The organism is Rhizobium sp. NZLR1 (assembly GCF_017357385.1).
GTDB lineage: Bacteria > Pseudomonadota > Alphaproteobacteria > Rhizobiales > Rhizobiaceae > Rhizobium.
This window is the reverse complement of the sequence record NZ_CP071632.1, coordinates 3,489,318-3,503,479: the sequence shown is the minus strand read 5'-3', so window position 1 is coordinate 3,503,479 and position 14,162 is coordinate 3,489,318. Positions and strand designations below refer to the sequence as shown.

The window sequence follows — 14,162 nt, the reverse complement described above, 5'->3', positions numbered from 1 at the left end:
CCTATTTCGCACTGGGGTCGCCACCGTTCGTTGCATGAATGATATTGCCCGGCATTGACCCAGATCACTGCCGAAAACGTGCCGGGCGATCAAAAGTTCCGCGTGTGCTGGTCTAAGGACGGGATACGGCGCTGTGGGCAAGCACGAAGGGCGTGCCGTCGGCCGGCACCTGGTTGATCCGCAGCGCGCAGCCGAACACCGACAGCATTGTTTCGTCCGTCAACACGTCACTGACGCTGCCGGCGGCGGCGAGGCGGCCGGATTTCATCAGCACGATGCGGTCGGCAAAGAGCGCCGTCAGGTTGAGATCATGCATGACGGCGATGACGCCGCCGCCGCGTTCGCAGAAATTGCGGGCAAGCGTCATGATCGCCAGCTGGTGGCTGATGTCGAGGCTTGAGACCGGCTCGTCGAGCAGCAGCCAGCAGGGTTTGCCGTCGACGACAGGCTCGGCGATCTGGCAGAGCACGCGGGCAAGCTGCACGCGCTGCTGCTCGCCGCCGGAGAGTTCCTGATAGAAACGGCCTTCGAAGCCGGTCAAGTCGACGGAGGAAAGTGCGGCGGCGGCCGTCTGGTCGGCCTTGTCGGGATTGAGGTTGATGCCTGATGTCAGGCCCATGCGGACGATCTCTCGCACGGTGAAGGGAAAGGAGATCGTGCTTGCCTGCGGGAGCACGCCACGAACGGCGGCAAGCTGCCAGGGTGACAGTCCTTTGACCTCGTTGCCGCCGATGCGCACCGAGCCGCCATAGGCAAGTTCACCGGAGATTGCCTTCATCGTCGTCGTCTTGCCGGAGCCGTTCGGCCCGGCAATCGCCGTCAGCTCGCCGGCCTTTGCCGTGAAGGCGACGTCGCTGATGATGGCCTTGCCGGAAAGGCGCACCGAGACGCCGGAAACTTCGATCATCTCAGTCACTCAAAGGGCAAGGCGTGAACGCTGCCTCAGCAGGATCCACAGGAAGAAAGGCCCGCCGACGGCCGCGGTGATAATGCCGATCGGCAGTTCGGCCGGGGCGACAAGGGTGCGCGCCAGGACGTCGGCGAAGATCAGCAGTGAGCCGCCGAGAAGGGCTGCAGCCGGCAGCAGGAAACGATGGTCCGGGCCGATTGCCATGCGCAGGATATGCGGCACGACGATGCCGACGAAACCGATGCCGCCGCTGACGGCGACGGACGCGCCGGTCGCCGCGGCGACGCCGACGATCGCGATAGTCTTCAGCCGCTGGACCGGCACACCCATATGGAAGGCGGCGGCCTCGCCGAGCGTCATGGCATTGAGGCCGCGAGCCATGAAGGGCAGGGCCGTGAAGGACAACAGGATGATCGGGCCGGCGGCGGCGATCTTCATCCATGTGGCGCCGGCAAGCGAGCCCATGCTCCAGAATGTCAGGTCGCGCAGCTGCTGGTCGTTGGCCATGTAGATCAGCAGTCCTGTCATCGCCAGGGTGAGCGCGCCGAGAGCGATGCCGGCAAGCAGCATCGTCGCCACCGAGGTCTGACCGTGGCGGGTGGCGATCCTGTAGAGCAGCAGCGTCGTGACGAGACCGCCGCCAAAGGCGGCCGCCGGCAGGGCATAGATGCCGAGAAGCGCCTGGAGTGGAGCGGCAAGGCCACCGCCGAGCACGATGACGGTGACCGCACCGAGGCTTGCACCGGAGGAGACGCCGACGAGGCCGGGATCGGCCAGCGGATTGCGGAACAGGCCCTGCATCACCGTGCCGGAAACGGCCAGCGAGGCGCCGATCAGGAAGCCGAGGATCGCCCTCGGCAGGCGGATATCGAAGATGATGATCCGGCCACGCGTGCTGAGCGCCGTCTCGGAACCGGCCATGTTGCTGATAACGTCGAGGATCGAGACATCCGAGGCGCCCGTCGTCACCGAAAACAGCATCGAGAAGACCGAGCCGATGACGAGCAGCGCGATGACCAGCAAAGCGAGCCGCGTTCTGTCGCCCGCCCGCCGGTTTGCGCTGATCTCCGCCATCGGGAATGGTCGCCTTCGTTCCATCATGGCTTGCGGCAGGACCATGATCAGCCCCCGTAGATCGCCATGTTGAGCTCACGCGCGGCGGCGGCGGTGCGCGGGCCGAAGCCGAGCAGGTAGATGCCGTCCATGCGGATGATCGCCTTCTTCTCGCCAGCCGGCGTCAGCGCGATCGCCGGCCGGGCCAGCAGGTCCTCGTTCTTGGTGCCGGCGCCATCGCCGCGGTTCATCATCAGGATGATGTCGGGCTTGGCCTCGATGATCGCCTCGTCCGTCAGCGGTTTGTAGCCCGGGAATGCGCCGACGGCGTTGATGGCACCGGCGAGCTTGACGATGCCATCGGCCGCCGTGCCGGTGCCCGATGCCATGATCCGGCCGTTCTGGGCGCTGAGGATGAAGAGAACGCGCTTGCGCTCCGCCTCCGGACGCTTTTCGGCATCGGCGATCGCCGCGTCGAGATCGGTCGCAACCTTTTCTTCAAGCGCCTTCGCCTTGTCAGGCACGCCAAGCAGCAAGCCCACCCGGTCGATCTTGGCGATGATGCCATCGCGGGTAAAGGGGCTCGGCACGGTTTCGAAGGGCACGCTGGCACTCTTCAGCACAGCCAGCGCCTCCTTCGGGCCGGAACCCTCGACGGCGATGATCGCCGTCGGGTTCATGGCGAGGATACCTTCCGGCGAGAGCGCCCGCATGTAACCGACATTGGGCAGCTTCAGCGCCGCCTCGGGGTAGATGCTTGTCGTGTCGCGGGCGATCAGCCGGTTTTCCTCGCCGAGCGCATAGACGATCTCGGTGATATCACCGCCGACCGAAATCAGGCGCGAGGTGTCGAGCTTGTTTTCTTCGGCATGGGCGGCGCGGACGAAGGCGAAGCCTTTGACCGCCGGTGCCGACGGGATCAGCGGCAGTGCCATGACGGTCGCCGTCAGGGCGAGTTGCCAGGGGCGAATCCGGCGCAGATTGTTACGCATCGTCATCACAGCGATCCTTATGCGGCAACACTTGCTGCCCGCGGCAGATTTTCGATGATTGCGCGCCATTCGGCGCGTTCGTCGGAGCCTTCCTGCCGCTTGCCGAAGAACTGGATGATCATCTCGCCATCGGCATTGTAAGCCTCCAGCGAGGTGACATGCCCATCCTTGGTCGGCTTGCGCACGGCCCAGGTCTCGGCGATGTGATCCTGGCGCAGATGCAGATGGAAGGTAGGGTCCATGATATTGATCCACGGACCCATGGCCTGGACGTTGAAGATCGGGCCGGAATGGATCTGGACGATGCCGTTATTGGCGACGAAGCACATGATCGGCAGGCCGGATTTCACCGAGGCATGCATCATCTCCGAAGTCGCGGTGTTGTCCAGCTTCCAGGCATAATCGTCGCCGACGCTGCGGATGGCCGCCTGGCGGCCGATCTTCAGGCGTTTCAGCATGCCGAAGAACTCATGGGTATCGGTGAGCTTGTTCCAACTGTCGCGCAATTCGTCTCGGCTGACGTAGGCGGTTTCATCGACGGTATTCGAGGTCTCGGCCTCGACGAAGTCCTGAGACTGGTCTTCGAGTTTCAACTCGGCGACCATCGCGTGATAAGCCTCGACATTCGAATTCGGACGCAGGTGCAGCTTGTGCACGGCGCAGCCCGCCTTATCGAAATATTGCAGGCTGAGGCGCACCTGGTCGCCATCCTTCTTGGATACGGCGAAACCGTATTCCCAGCGGCTCGGGAAGATGCGCAGGTCGATATTCTCGCCGAGAACGATTGCGGCCTGCACGCCGCTTTTGATGTTTTCGAAGATGCCGATTTTTTCGTGCACGGCACTTTCGTTGCGCGACAGCGCCATCACTTCGCCGAGGCCGGCCACGCGTTCGAGGAGCATCAGCGCGCTGCCATCGATGCGGGTCACGCTGATGCCAGTTTCGGCGGCGACGAGAGCTGCCTCGGAAATCTTCAGCTGGGCAGCGATCTCGCGCTCGCGCATCTTCGGATTTTGGGCGCGAAACGCACGGATTTCGGCTGGCGCCGGTCTTGTCTGCTCGGTCATATCTTACCCTATTTATTGAGAATGAGCTTGCCCTGCCGGGTGATCTTCAGGCGATAGGTCAAACCGTCGTGTCTGATCATGATTTCGTTCGTGCCGCGGAAAAGATCCGCGCTTTCGACGATCCGGTGCTGCGCCGCAGGCGCGCTCGGCAGCGGCACGTGCTTAAAGTTATTTGGCTTTTCGACCATCATTTCGGTTGGCAATTCCGTGGGGCCGGGATTGGGGTCCCCGGTTGTGATGACAATTAACTTGACTTTCTTACTCATAGTTTTTTAAAGACGCAATAGGAGACTATTGCAGTCAAGTTTTTGAGATTGCTGATTTGAGGCTGCCTGGCGGCGGTTCGCGACAGAAGCGGAGAAGATAATGACGGTTAGGTTTGCGGCTGTTGCGGCCGGCGTGGTGATGGCGGTCTCAAGCATATGCCAGGCGCAGGATGCGGCAACCGCCAAGCTCGATGTCGAACTCAACGCTCTGGCGCCGTCGCAAAAGGGCTGCATGATGACCTTCGTTGCCGAGAACAATCTTCAGGCGCCGATCAACAAGATCTCTTTCGAGCTTGCCTTCTTCAACGACAAGAATGCCGTCGACCGCATCACCGTGCTCGATTTCCGCGATCTGCCGCAGGGCAAGAAACGCGTGCGCCAGTTCGACATGCCGAATGTCAAATGCGAAAGCGTGACCCGGATCCTCATCAACGACACGCCGGTCTGCGACGGGCCGGCGGCGGGCGAATGCATGAAGGGTCTCATCACCCGCTCGCAGATTTCCATTCCCTTCGAGGGCTAAATACGCCGGGGGCTGACCCCGGCGGACATGTTTCAGGCTGTCCGAGGCATAACAATGGCGATTTCAGCGAAGTCCAGATCGAGACAGGTGCTCATCGGGGAGCCGGACGCTGACGGCAGTCTCAACGACAATTACATGCATCCCGGCCATGAGCTTTCCGACCTGCGCAACGCGCCGCGGCAGCCGGCCGGCGAGGCGGTGGTCCACTATGCGCGTTTCGCGCAGATATCCTCCTTTCCCGATCATCCGGAAGCCGCATCAACTGCGCGTGCCGCAGCGCCGGCGATGGATGCGGCGGTGGAAAAGCAGGAAGGCGAGAAGAAACCGGTGCGGCGACGGCTGGCTTTGACTTGCGTCGGTTCGTTCTTTTTTCATGCCGCGTTGGCCGTCACGTTGCTTATGGTTATGCCCAAGCCCTCGGATGACACGCTGATGGAGGCAGGCGAAGCGATCAGCGTCGTCATGCTCGGGAGTTCCGACGCCGATCGGAGCGCAGCCGGCGAGACCGAGGTGACTATACAGGAAGAAGTCATTCCAGAAGCGGTTGAACCCGACACGGTCAAACCAGTCGAGACAGCGGAAGTACAGCCGGAAGCCATTCAGCCGACTGACGCGGAGCCGGTCGAGATCTTTCAGCCGATGCAGGAGGTTACGCGCCAGTCGGCGGAGACCGTGACCACTGCGGAACCAGAAGTGCTCGTATCGGAACCCCCTGCTGAAACTGCAGTTGCGCAGCCAATGTCGACAATGGTGCCGGAACAATCTCCGAAGATGCCCACAACATCCGCGGAGCCACCCGTCACAGCCGCGGTACAGCCCGAGCTGGAAGACATCAAACCTGTCGAGACGGCCGCGATTTCTCCTGAACCTGAGTCGCCGGAAGAGACGGTTACGCCACAGCTGAAGCCGAAGCGGGAAAAGCCCGCGGAAAAGAAGCCGGCGGAAAGAAAACAGCCGCCGAAAAAGGCGCAAGGTTCGGAGGGAGATGCCAAACAGGAGGCACGCAGGGGGGCGGTCGAAGGGCAGGCAGACGCCAATTCGAATGATAATTCGCGCACGTCGGGTGGGAGGAATGGAGCCGGCGGTGCGTTGGAAGCCAATTACAAAGGTAAGCTTGTTGCGCAATTGTTCCGTTGCGTCGACCGGATCGAGTCGCGGTATCGCACGGCTCACGCAACCTTGACTGTTCGCATCACGGTTAGTCGCGACGGCGATGTCACTGCATCGGGCATTGTTCGTGGCTCAAGCCTCCCCGAGGTTGACAGCGCCGCTCTTGCCAGGGTGACTTCATGCAATCTTCCGGCTATGCCGGATGACGTGGCGGCATCCTCGCGTAGCTACACCTTCCCGGTTCAGGTCACTCCGCGGTAAATATGATAAAAATTATCAACTTTATACTTTACTCTAAAAATCAAGTTTAATAAGGTCCACCCGCACACGCAGGAATCGTGTGACGATCAACGAGCGAACGGGTGGCATATGGCTCGCAAGGGTAAGAAGGGTTCGAACCGGGAGGCCCGCGCCAGCGCGGCCGAGGACGCCAGCCAGCTATCAGCCGGACGATCCAAACTGGATGGCCGCAGCTTTCTCTATGTCGGCGGGCGTGACTGCCAGGTGGCGCATCTTCGCCAGATCGCCAGCAATTTCGGTGCCGAGCTCCTTCATCATGACGGCGGCCTGCGCGAAGCGGTTTCCCGCATCGATACCGTGCTGCCCTCGGTCGACTGCGTGTTCTGCCCGATCGACTGTATCAGCCACGATGCCTGCCTGCGCGTGAAGACCGGCTGCAAGAAATTCGGTAAGGCCTTCATCCCGCTTCGCAACGGCAGCAAGTCCAGCCTGGAACGTGCGCTGCATACGATGAACGAACGAGACAATTCCCGATGAACGACCAGCGTCCCGACGGCTTCACCATGATCGGCCTGCACAAGCTTGGCGCGCAGACAGGCGAGGGCCTCGTGCCCGAGCTCTACGAACTTTTCCGGCAGCATGCCGATCGTCAGCAGATCTAACCGGAATGTGATGCTGTTCCCGGCTTGGGAAGCGCGCATGCCCGGAGAAGCGACGACGAGACCGCTTGGCCCGGCGGCAGCAAACGGCAATAATGTTCTCGCTTTTCCCTCCTATGCGGCAAGGGCCGGCAAGAGGAAGGCCTAAGGAGATCCCATGTATATCGCAATGAACCGCTTCAAGGTTGCAACCGGGAACGAAGGTGATTTCGAGACGGTCTGGCGCAATCGCGATTCCAGCCTGGCCGAAGTGCCCGGTTTCGTCGAATTCCGCCTGCTGCGCGGGAAGGCCAACGAAGAGGAGGGCTACACGCTCTATTCCTCGCACACGGTCTGGAACAGCGAAGCGGATTTTCAGAACTGGACCAAGTCCGAGAATTTTCGAGCGGCGCACCGCAATGCCGGCGACCGCAAGGCCATATACAAGGGGCCGCCTGCTTTCGAAGGCTTCAACGTGGTCGACGGCGTCTAACTGCGTACTCACCCTCATTCCTGTGACAAGCACAGGAATGAGGGAGGGGAGGTGAGACCTCCCATCAACCCTTTCGATAGGCCGATGAATCGAAGCCAGTTTGCAAAGCCCTCAAGGTCGTACCCGGAAAACGGCGCCGGCGGCAACGGCCAGCCAGCCAAGCATCATCGCCCAGCCGCCGGTCGGGGCGGCATAGGGGAAGAGGCTAGAGCCGGTGAAACGCAGAGTGACGAGATCGCCTGCAAAGAGCAGGGTTCCGATGATCATCAGAAAACCGGCCAGCCAGGCGGTTTTGAGCTTGGCGGTGCCGAGAGCCAATGCCAGCAGGGTAGGGGCGTGTGCGAGGCACATGGCGGATGCAGATGCCGCAAGGTTGGCTTCGCCGCCGCCATGGGCGGCAAGGGCGGCGAGCGCCACGCCGGCTACGCCGAACAGACCGGCAAAAAGATAGAGCACCGGCTCCAGGCGCGCATTCAAGCTCATGGTCATTCCTTTTCCTGTATGTCAGGGGCCTTGTTCTGCATGTGATAGGCGAGCCTTTCCACCGGCCCCCAGATGAGATCGCGCAGCGCCTGGCTTGATATCGTCTGGTCGAGGGCACGGCGGAAACAGAGCAGCCACTCGTCACGCTCGACGGGGCCGATCTCGGTGACGAAATGGCGGCTGCGCAGGCGCGGATGGCCGCGTTTGTCGGTATAGAGCGGCGGGCCGCCGAGATAACCGCTCATATATTCGTAGAATTTCTCTTCGCTGCCGGTAAGGCTCGGCGGATGCACGGCGCGCACGTTGCTTGCCTCCGGCAGCCTGTCCATCAGTTCGTAGAAACGCTGCGTCAGAGCCCGCACGACAGGATCGCCGCCGATCGCCTCATATAGAGTGGTGACCTTCTCCGTCACGAAACCATCCCCGATGCCCATCCATTGCCCCGGTCCTTCATGCACCGGGCGGCAAACGATCGCAACTGTCATCATAGCGACGCGGCAATTCGCGCATATTGCCAGGCGGGCAGGAGTTTCAGCCAATTCATCTTGACAAAACCGTCCAGACGGTATCTTTTGCTCGCATGTCGAACGCTCATCATCGCAAAAAGCAGCCTATCCTCGTGCGCCAACAGTTGCTGGATGTTGCGGCGCGCCTTGCTGCCAGCGCAGGCATGGCCGCGGTCACGCTCGATGCGGTGTCCGCCGCCTCCAGCGTCAGCAAGGGTGGGCTGCTGCATCACTTCCCGACGAAAAATGCGCTTCTTGATGCACTGTTCGAGAGCCTGCTCGAAAAGTTCGACGCGGATATAGAGGAGCTGATGCGCGGCGATCCGCTGCCGCAGGGACGCTTCACCCGCGCCTATCTCAGTGCGGTATCCGGTATCAAGGATCGTCCGGACGATTCCAGGGGTTGGACGCAGGTGACGATCGCGCTTCTTGCCGAACCCCGGTTACGCCTTCGATGGCGCCAATGGGTGCGGGCGCGGGCCGAGGAATATATCGGCACCGACTCCTCCCTCGACGCCCAGGTCGTGCGTTTTGCCGCCGACGGGTTGTGGTTCTCAGATACGTTGGAAAGCCATGATATCGACGGCGTTCTGAGGCGGGATCTCATTAATCGCCTTGTCGAACTGACCGGGAAGTAATCCGAAAAGGAATTCGCCATGAGCCAGGCCGCCGTCTACGGGCTGTTGTTTGCCGCCATCGTGCTCGAGGTCATCGGCACGACCGCGCTGCAGCTGTCGCAGCAGTTCACCCGCATCGGGCCGACGGCGCTTGTCGTCGCCTGTTATGCGGCCGCCTTCTATTGCCTGTCGCTGACGCTGAAAAGCATCCCTGTCGGCATTGCTTATGCAATTTGGAGCGCTTTGGGAATCGTGCTGATTTCCTCGGTCGGTCTGGTCTTCTTCAAGCAGCGGCTCGACCTGCCGGCAATCCTCGGGCTCGGGCTGATCATATCGGGCGTCGTCGTCGTCAACCTGTTCTCGAAATCCGTTTCGCATTGATATTGCTGCGATATTGCCGAGTAGAATTTCCGCCTTCTGCCGGTAAATTTTCCCCTTTGTCAAATTCCTGACAAAGGTCTATGTGTTGCTTAGACGTGGAGGAGACGAGGCGCAGCCAGCGCTGTTTTCCAAAGCGCTTTGAATCCTGCCTTTCCCGCCTACCGATACTTCCAGTTTCTACAGGAGCACATCATGGCCATTCGCACCGTCGTCTGGGGAGAGAATATCCACGAGACTACCAACGAAATCGTTCGTGGGATCTATCCCGAAGGCATGCACACGACGATCGCCAACGCGCTGAATAGGGATCCCGGTATCTCGGCAACTACGGCAACGCTGCAGGAGCCGGAACACGGCCTCAACGAGGCCCGCCTTGCCGAAACCGATGTGTTGACCTGGTGGGGCCATAAGGATCACGGCGCGGTCTCCGACGTCGTCGTCGAGCGGGTGGCCAGGCGTGTCTGGGAGGGTATGGGCCTCATCGTGCTGCATTCCGGCCATTTCTCCAAGATCTTCAAGCGGCTGATGGGCACGCCCTGCGCGCTGAAGTGGCGCGAAGCGGGCGAGCGCGAGCGTCTATGGACGATCAACCAGCGCCATCCGATCGCAGCGGGCATCGGCGAGCATTTCGAGCTCGAGAACGAAGAAATGTACGGCGAGCAGTTTTCGGTTCCGGAGCCGCTCGAAACGGTGTTCATCTCCTGGTTCCAGGGTGGCGAAGTATTCCGCTCGGGCCTGACCTGGCGGCGCGGCGCCGGCAACATCTTCTATTTTCGCCCCGGCCACGAGACCTATCCGACCTATCACGACGTCAATATCCAGAAGGTGCTGATCAACGGCGTGAAGTGGGCCTATAACCCTGAGGGATCGTTGACTGGTATTACCGACGCACCAAATGTGCCGGTAGAAAAGGCACTGGAGCCGATCGTCGAACGCGGCCCGAGACTGCACCAGGCCGGCGAAGCCGGTTACCGCTGAGGAGCATCCATGCGACTACTCGTTCTTGGCACGGGGGTGATGGCGAAAAACCAGCTCGCCCGCTTCCCCCTCATCGACGGCGTGACGGTGGTCGGCGCCGTCGACACCGATCCCGAGCGGCTTTCGGCCTTCGCCGACAAGTTCAACATCGAAAAGCGGTTTCTTTCACTGGAGGAGGCGATCGCCTGGGGTGAATTCGATGCGGCGACGAACGTCACGCCCGACCGGATCCATCACCCGACGACGATGGCGTTGATCGCCGCGGGCAAGCATGTGTTCTGCGAAAAGCCGCTGGCGGAGAACTATGCGAAGGCGCTGGAGATGACGGAGGCGGCGGAAAAGGCCGGCGTCATCAACATGGTGAACCTGACCTACCGCAATGTCGCGCCGTTGCAGCGCGCCCGCGAGATGGTGCTCGCCGGCGAGCTCGGCACGATCAGGCACGTGGAAGCCTCCTATCTCCAGAGCTGGCTCGTCTCGCGTGCCTGGGGCGACTGGCGCACGGAATCGACCTGGCTGTGGCGGCTTTCCACTGGCCACGGCTCGAACGGCGTGCTCGGCGACGTCGGCATCCATATCCTTGATTTTGCCGCCTATGGCGCGGCGACCGACATCGACCACGTCTTTGCGCGGCTGAAGACCTTCAACAAGGCGCCGGGCGGCCAGATCGGCGAATATCTGCTCGATGCCAATGACAGCTTCACCATGTCTGTCGATTTCGCCAACGGCGCGCTCGGCGTCGTCCATGCCAGCCGCTGGGCGACAGGGCATCTGAACGAGTTGAAGCTGCGCATTTATGGCGAGAGGGGCAGCCTTGAGGTCATCCATCGTCCCGGCGGTTCCGAGTTGCATGGCTGCCTCGGCGAAGGTGTCGAAACGGCCACCTGGACGCAGATCGAAGTTGAACCGGTGGCGACCAACTACGAGCGTTTTGCCGAGGCCGTGGCAACCGGCGTCCAGCCGGACCCGAACTTCCGCCACGCCGCCAACCTGCAGAAAGTGCTCGACCTTGCAATGGTGACCGAGCGCGAACGGCGCGAGTTGAAGGTGTGATCGTCCTTGAGATCGAGGAGTAACGGGACAAGGAACGCCGCATGAAAAGCCTTCTCACAAGCTGGCCGCTTTGGGCGCTTTTTTCCGCCGGCTTCGCAGCGCTCACGGCGATTTTCGCCAAAGTCGGCGTCGAGAACGTCAATTCCGACTTCGCGACCTTCATTCGCACCATCGTCATCCTGCTGGCGGCGGGGATGATGGTCTATGTCACCGGCAACTGGCAGGAACCGTCTTCGGTGTCGAGCAGGAGCTGGCTCTTCCTGGGGCTCTCGGGTCTTGCCACCGGCGCATCCTGGATTTGCTATTTCCGCGCTCTGAAGCTCGGTGATGCCGCCCGCGTCGCGCCGATCGACAAGCTATCCGTCGTCTTCGTGGCCGTCTTTGCCGTGCTGTTCCTGGGCGAACGCCTGACGCTGCCAAACTGGCTTGGCGTCGTGATGATTGCTGGAGGAGCCGTGCTCGTCGCTTACCGGGCATGAAGCCGCGGATCGAGCCTTACGATCATAAATTCGTCGCGCGTCGAGCCGCTTTCAGTTTGCGATATTTTCGCGTTATGCTTCCTCATGGGCAATTCAACGCTCTCCTTTGGTCCGTTCCTTTGCGATCCCGTAACAGGAAGCCTGTGGCGGGAAGGCAAGTCCGTGGCGATAGGACCACGACCGACAGCGCTGCTCGGCATGCTGCTGGAGGTCGAGGGTCGCGTCGTCACCAAAGCGGATCTGATGGAGCGGGCTTGGCCGGGGCCTGCCGTGGAGGAAGGCAACCTCACCGTTCAGATTGCCACGCTCAGGAAGCTTCTCGGCCCGAAGCCTGACGGCACGGAGTGGATCGTCACCGTTCCGAGGGTCGGTTATCGCCTGCCGCGCCAGGACGATGCCGGGGTGGCGTCGGTGGCGCCGCAGCCGCCTTCTCTCGCGGTTCTTCCCTTCGCCAATCTCGGTGGTGATGCCGACCAGGATTATTTTGCCGATGGCGTGGTGACGGAGATCATCACGGCCCTTGCCCGCTTCCGCTCCTTTTCGGTCGTCTCGCGATATTCCGCCTTCGTCTACAAGGGGCGCAGCATCGATGTGCGAGAGGTGGCCAGGGAATTGGGGTCCGCTACGTGCTCGAAGGCAGCATCCGGCGGGAAGGCGGGCAGGTGCGTATCAACGTGCAATTGGTCGATGGCGTGACGGCGACCAATCTTGGGCCGATCAATTCGAGGACGGCATCAGCGGCATCTTCGCCTTCCAGGACCATATTACCGAACACGTCGCTTCGATTGTCGAACCGGCAATCGAAATTGCCGAAATCCGGAGATCGCGCCGCGACCGGCCGAACAGTCCGGCGGTTTATGATCTCTATCTGCGCGCGCTTGCGGCGATAACCGACGAGTCGATCGAAAACAACGCCGTCGCCTATGCGCTGCTGCGCGAGGCCCTTGCCATGGAGCCGGAAAATGCGTTGATCCTGTCACTTGCCGCCTGGGCGCTCGAACATCGTACGACCATGGGCTGGCCGCCGCTCGGAGGGGACGACAAGGCGGATGCCTCAGGCTTGCACGCCGCGGCCTTCAGCATTCCGCCGGCGATCCCCGGGTGATGGTCCATTGCGGCATGGCGCTGCTGCAGACGGGCAAGGATTATGACGGCGGCATGGCCGTGCTGGAGGCCGCCGCCGCTGCCAATCCCAACGATCTTCGCGTTGCCGCCTGTTCCGGCATTGCGGCCCTGCACTGCGGCGATATCGATGGGCGCTCGAGCGTCTGCACCGCGCCGTGAGGCTGGGGCCGCGCGATCCGGATGCGCGTTTTTCGCTGACAGGCATCGCGATGGCCGAGATCTTCCGCGGCAATTACGAGGCAGCGCTTTCGTTTGCGTCACGATCGCTGGCGCTCAATGCCCATTTCGACCCGACCTACTGGATGCTAATCGCCGCACACGCGCATCTCGGCAATATTGAGAAGGCGCGGCAGTTGCTGCGCGCGCTGGAGGCGATTGCACCTGATGTGACACTGGAAGGCATTCTGGCGGGTCAGCCGGCCAAGAATCCCCAGCGTTTTGCGCCGGTTCTGGAAGGGCTGGCGCGCGCCGGGATGCGGCCGCGCTGAGAGGCATTTGGAAGTTTTAGCAGCTTTTATCCGGAGCATTAAGGACCCGGCCCCGTCGCTTCGGCGATGCTGATCCCATCAATCGATGGAGGATCGTCCCATGCTTTCCAACATGTATATTCTATCCCTTAAACAGGGCAGGCTTTACGGCGACCGGATCCGGATAGAGGCGCTGCCGCAAGGGTTCGCCCCGCCGCGACGGCTCGTTGCCCTGTTCGCGCTGATCGGCAGATGGCGCAAACACACGAAAAAAGACCCCGCCGAAGCGGGGCCGGAGTTGCCGAGCCGCAGCAGGCGGCACGGCGATCTGATTTTTCGGTGGTTTATTCTATGACCTGCACCACGCGGTGGGTGCGGGGTTCGACGATCACATGTTGATTGTTGATGACCGTATAGGCGTATTTCGGGTTGTCCGGCACCGGTGTGACGACGACATCGGCCGGAAGCGGCTTGCCGACGACGATTGGTTCCTGGACGACCACGGAGGCGGTCGGGGCCGGCTGCTGCTGGACGTAGGTGACTACCTCGCGCGGCGGCGGATCGACAACGGCGCCGGCGACACCACCGGCTACGCCGCCAATAGCGGCACCCACGGGGCCACCGACGATCGCGCCGGTGATGGCGCCGCCGGCTGCACCGGTCACGGCGCCATCAGCGAGCGCATTGGTTGCAAGTGACGACAGCGCAAGGGCGCTGGAGACAAGTAGAATCTTGTACATTTTGCTTCTCCTTTGCTGGGGTTGCGTTTGAGTAACGACCG

The 14,162-nt window shown here is 61.6% G+C and carries 18 protein-coding genes and 2 pseudogenes; 12 read left to right on the top strand and 8 right to left on the bottom strand.

Going from position 1 to position 14,162, the window contains the following annotated elements; genetic code table 11:
* Nucleotides 1-112: 112 nt before the first annotated feature.
* From J3O30_RS17415 to J3O30_RS17395, 5 genes are read right to left on the bottom strand one after another with little or no spacing between them, the layout of a single operon-like run.
* On the bottom strand, nucleotides 113-907 hold the full coding sequence (locus J3O30_RS17415; protein WP_207581493.1) for a heme ABC transporter ATP-binding protein: 795 nt from the start codon (nucleotides 905-907) through the stop codon (nucleotides 113-115).
* Between the two features lie 9 nt (nucleotides 908-916).
* Nucleotides 917-2,029, bottom strand: coding sequence for an iron ABC transporter permease (locus J3O30_RS17410; RefSeq protein ID WP_207581492.1), 1,113 nt, complete (start codon nucleotides 2,027-2,029; stop codon nucleotides 917-919).
* Between the two features lie 2 nt (nucleotides 2,030-2,031).
* The gene (locus J3O30_RS17405) at nucleotides 2,032-2,961 is read right to left on the bottom strand and encodes a hemin ABC transporter substrate-binding protein (RefSeq protein ID WP_207581491.1); all 930 of its coding nucleotides are present in this window, start codon (nucleotides 2,959-2,961) and stop codon (nucleotides 2,032-2,034) included.
* 11 nt (nucleotides 2,962-2,972) lie between these two features.
* Entirely contained in the window at nucleotides 2,973-4,022 is a 1,050-nt protein-coding gene (locus J3O30_RS17400; RefSeq protein ID WP_207581490.1) for a ChuX/HutX family heme-like substrate-binding protein, read from the bottom strand.
* An 8-nt stretch (nucleotides 4,023-4,030) separates the two neighbouring features.
* Nucleotides 4,031-4,213: a hemin uptake protein HemP gene (locus J3O30_RS17395; RefSeq protein ID WP_207584360.1), complete on the bottom strand. Its 183-nt coding sequence runs from the start codon at nucleotides 4,211-4,213 to the stop codon at nucleotides 4,031-4,033.
* Between the two features lie 175 nt (nucleotides 4,214-4,388).
* Between J3O30_RS17395 and J3O30_RS17390 the strand changes: the two genes are divergently transcribed.
* The 5 genes and pseudogenes from J3O30_RS17390 to J3O30_RS17370 all read left to right on the top strand — a co-directional run bounded on the left by J3O30_RS17390 (nucleotide 4,389) and on the right by J3O30_RS17370 (nucleotide 7,292).
* Entirely contained in the window at nucleotides 4,389-4,811 is a 423-nt protein-coding gene (locus J3O30_RS17390) for a hypothetical protein (RefSeq protein WP_207581489.1), read from the top strand.
* 54 nt (nucleotides 4,812-4,865) lie between these two features.
* A complete protein-coding gene (locus tag J3O30_RS17385; RefSeq protein WP_207581488.1) occupies nucleotides 4,866-6,182 on the top strand; it encodes a TonB family protein in 1,317 nt (438 codons plus the stop codon).
* Nucleotides 6,183-6,290: 108 nt separating this feature from the next.
* A complete protein-coding gene (locus tag J3O30_RS17380) occupies nucleotides 6,291-6,698 on the top strand; it encodes a DUF2325 domain-containing protein (RefSeq protein ID WP_207581487.1) in 408 nt (135 codons plus the stop codon).
* A pseudogene (locus tag J3O30_RS17375) lies at nucleotides 6,695-6,968 on the top strand (hypothetical protein). Before J3O30_RS17380 ends, J3O30_RS17375 begins: the two are co-directional and overlap by 4 nt.
* A gap of 9 nt (nucleotides 6,969-6,977) precedes the next feature.
* Complete coding sequence (locus J3O30_RS17370) at nucleotides 6,978-7,292, top strand: antibiotic biosynthesis monooxygenase (protein WP_207581486.1); 315 nt, start codon at nucleotides 6,978-6,980, stop codon at nucleotides 7,290-7,292.
* A gap of 111 nt (nucleotides 7,293-7,403) precedes the next feature.
* Here the strand turns inward: J3O30_RS17370 and J3O30_RS17365 are convergent, their stop codons facing one another.
* Both J3O30_RS17365 and J3O30_RS17360 read right to left on the bottom strand, forming a co-directional pair.
* Complete coding sequence (locus J3O30_RS17365) at nucleotides 7,404-7,775, bottom strand: DUF423 domain-containing protein (protein WP_207584359.1); 372 nt, start codon at nucleotides 7,773-7,775, stop codon at nucleotides 7,404-7,406.
* 2 nt (nucleotides 7,776-7,777) lie between these two features.
* Nucleotides 7,778-8,188 carry a group II truncated hemoglobin gene (locus J3O30_RS17360; RefSeq protein WP_207581485.1) on the bottom strand — a complete coding sequence of 137 codons (411 nt, stop codon included), beginning with the start codon at nucleotides 8,186-8,188 and terminating at the stop codon, nucleotides 7,778-7,780.
* A gap of 167 nt (nucleotides 8,189-8,355) precedes the next feature.
* On the opposite strand from J3O30_RS17360, the gene J3O30_RS17355 reads away from it, so the two are divergent.
* The 7 genes and pseudogenes from J3O30_RS17355 to J3O30_RS17325 all read left to right on the top strand — a co-directional run bounded on the left by J3O30_RS17355 (nucleotide 8,356) and on the right by J3O30_RS17325 (nucleotide 13,736).
* The gene (locus J3O30_RS17355) at nucleotides 8,356-8,919 is read left to right on the top strand and encodes a TetR/AcrR family transcriptional regulator (protein WP_207581484.1); all 564 of its coding nucleotides are present in this window, start codon (nucleotides 8,356-8,358) and stop codon (nucleotides 8,917-8,919) included.
* Nucleotides 8,920-8,937: 18 nt separating this feature from the next.
* On the top strand, nucleotides 8,938-9,279 hold the full coding sequence (locus J3O30_RS17350) for an SMR family transporter (RefSeq protein ID WP_207581483.1): 342 nt from the start codon (nucleotides 8,938-8,940) through the stop codon (nucleotides 9,277-9,279).
* Between the two features lie 192 nt (nucleotides 9,280-9,471).
* Complete coding sequence (locus J3O30_RS17345) at nucleotides 9,472-10,257, top strand: ThuA domain-containing protein (RefSeq protein WP_207581482.1); 786 nt, start codon at nucleotides 9,472-9,474, stop codon at nucleotides 10,255-10,257.
* 9 nt (nucleotides 10,258-10,266) lie between these two features.
* Complete coding sequence (locus tag J3O30_RS17340) at nucleotides 10,267-11,310, top strand: Gfo/Idh/MocA family oxidoreductase (protein WP_207581481.1); 1,044 nt, start codon at nucleotides 10,267-10,269, stop codon at nucleotides 11,308-11,310.
* A gap of 41 nt (nucleotides 11,311-11,351) precedes the next feature.
* Complete coding sequence (locus J3O30_RS17335; RefSeq protein WP_207581480.1) at nucleotides 11,352-11,789, top strand: EamA family transporter; 438 nt, start codon at nucleotides 11,352-11,354, stop codon at nucleotides 11,787-11,789.
* 84 nt (nucleotides 11,790-11,873) lie between these two features.
* Nucleotides 11,874-13,402, top strand: a pseudogene (locus tag J3O30_RS17330) (winged helix-turn-helix domain-containing tetratricopeptide repeat protein).
* A gap of 100 nt (nucleotides 13,403-13,502) precedes the next feature.
* Nucleotides 13,503-13,736, top strand: coding sequence for a hypothetical protein (locus J3O30_RS17325; RefSeq protein WP_246762685.1), 234 nt, complete (start codon nucleotides 13,503-13,505; stop codon nucleotides 13,734-13,736).
* Here J3O30_RS17325 and J3O30_RS17320 read toward each other — a convergent pair.
* Nucleotides 13,726-14,121, bottom strand: coding sequence for a DUF1236 domain-containing protein (locus J3O30_RS17320; RefSeq protein WP_003542187.1), 396 nt, complete (start codon nucleotides 14,119-14,121; stop codon nucleotides 13,726-13,728). The two genes, J3O30_RS17325 and J3O30_RS17320, sit on opposite strands and share 11 nt — an antisense overlap.
* Between the last annotated feature and the right edge of the window lie 41 nt (nucleotides 14,122-14,162).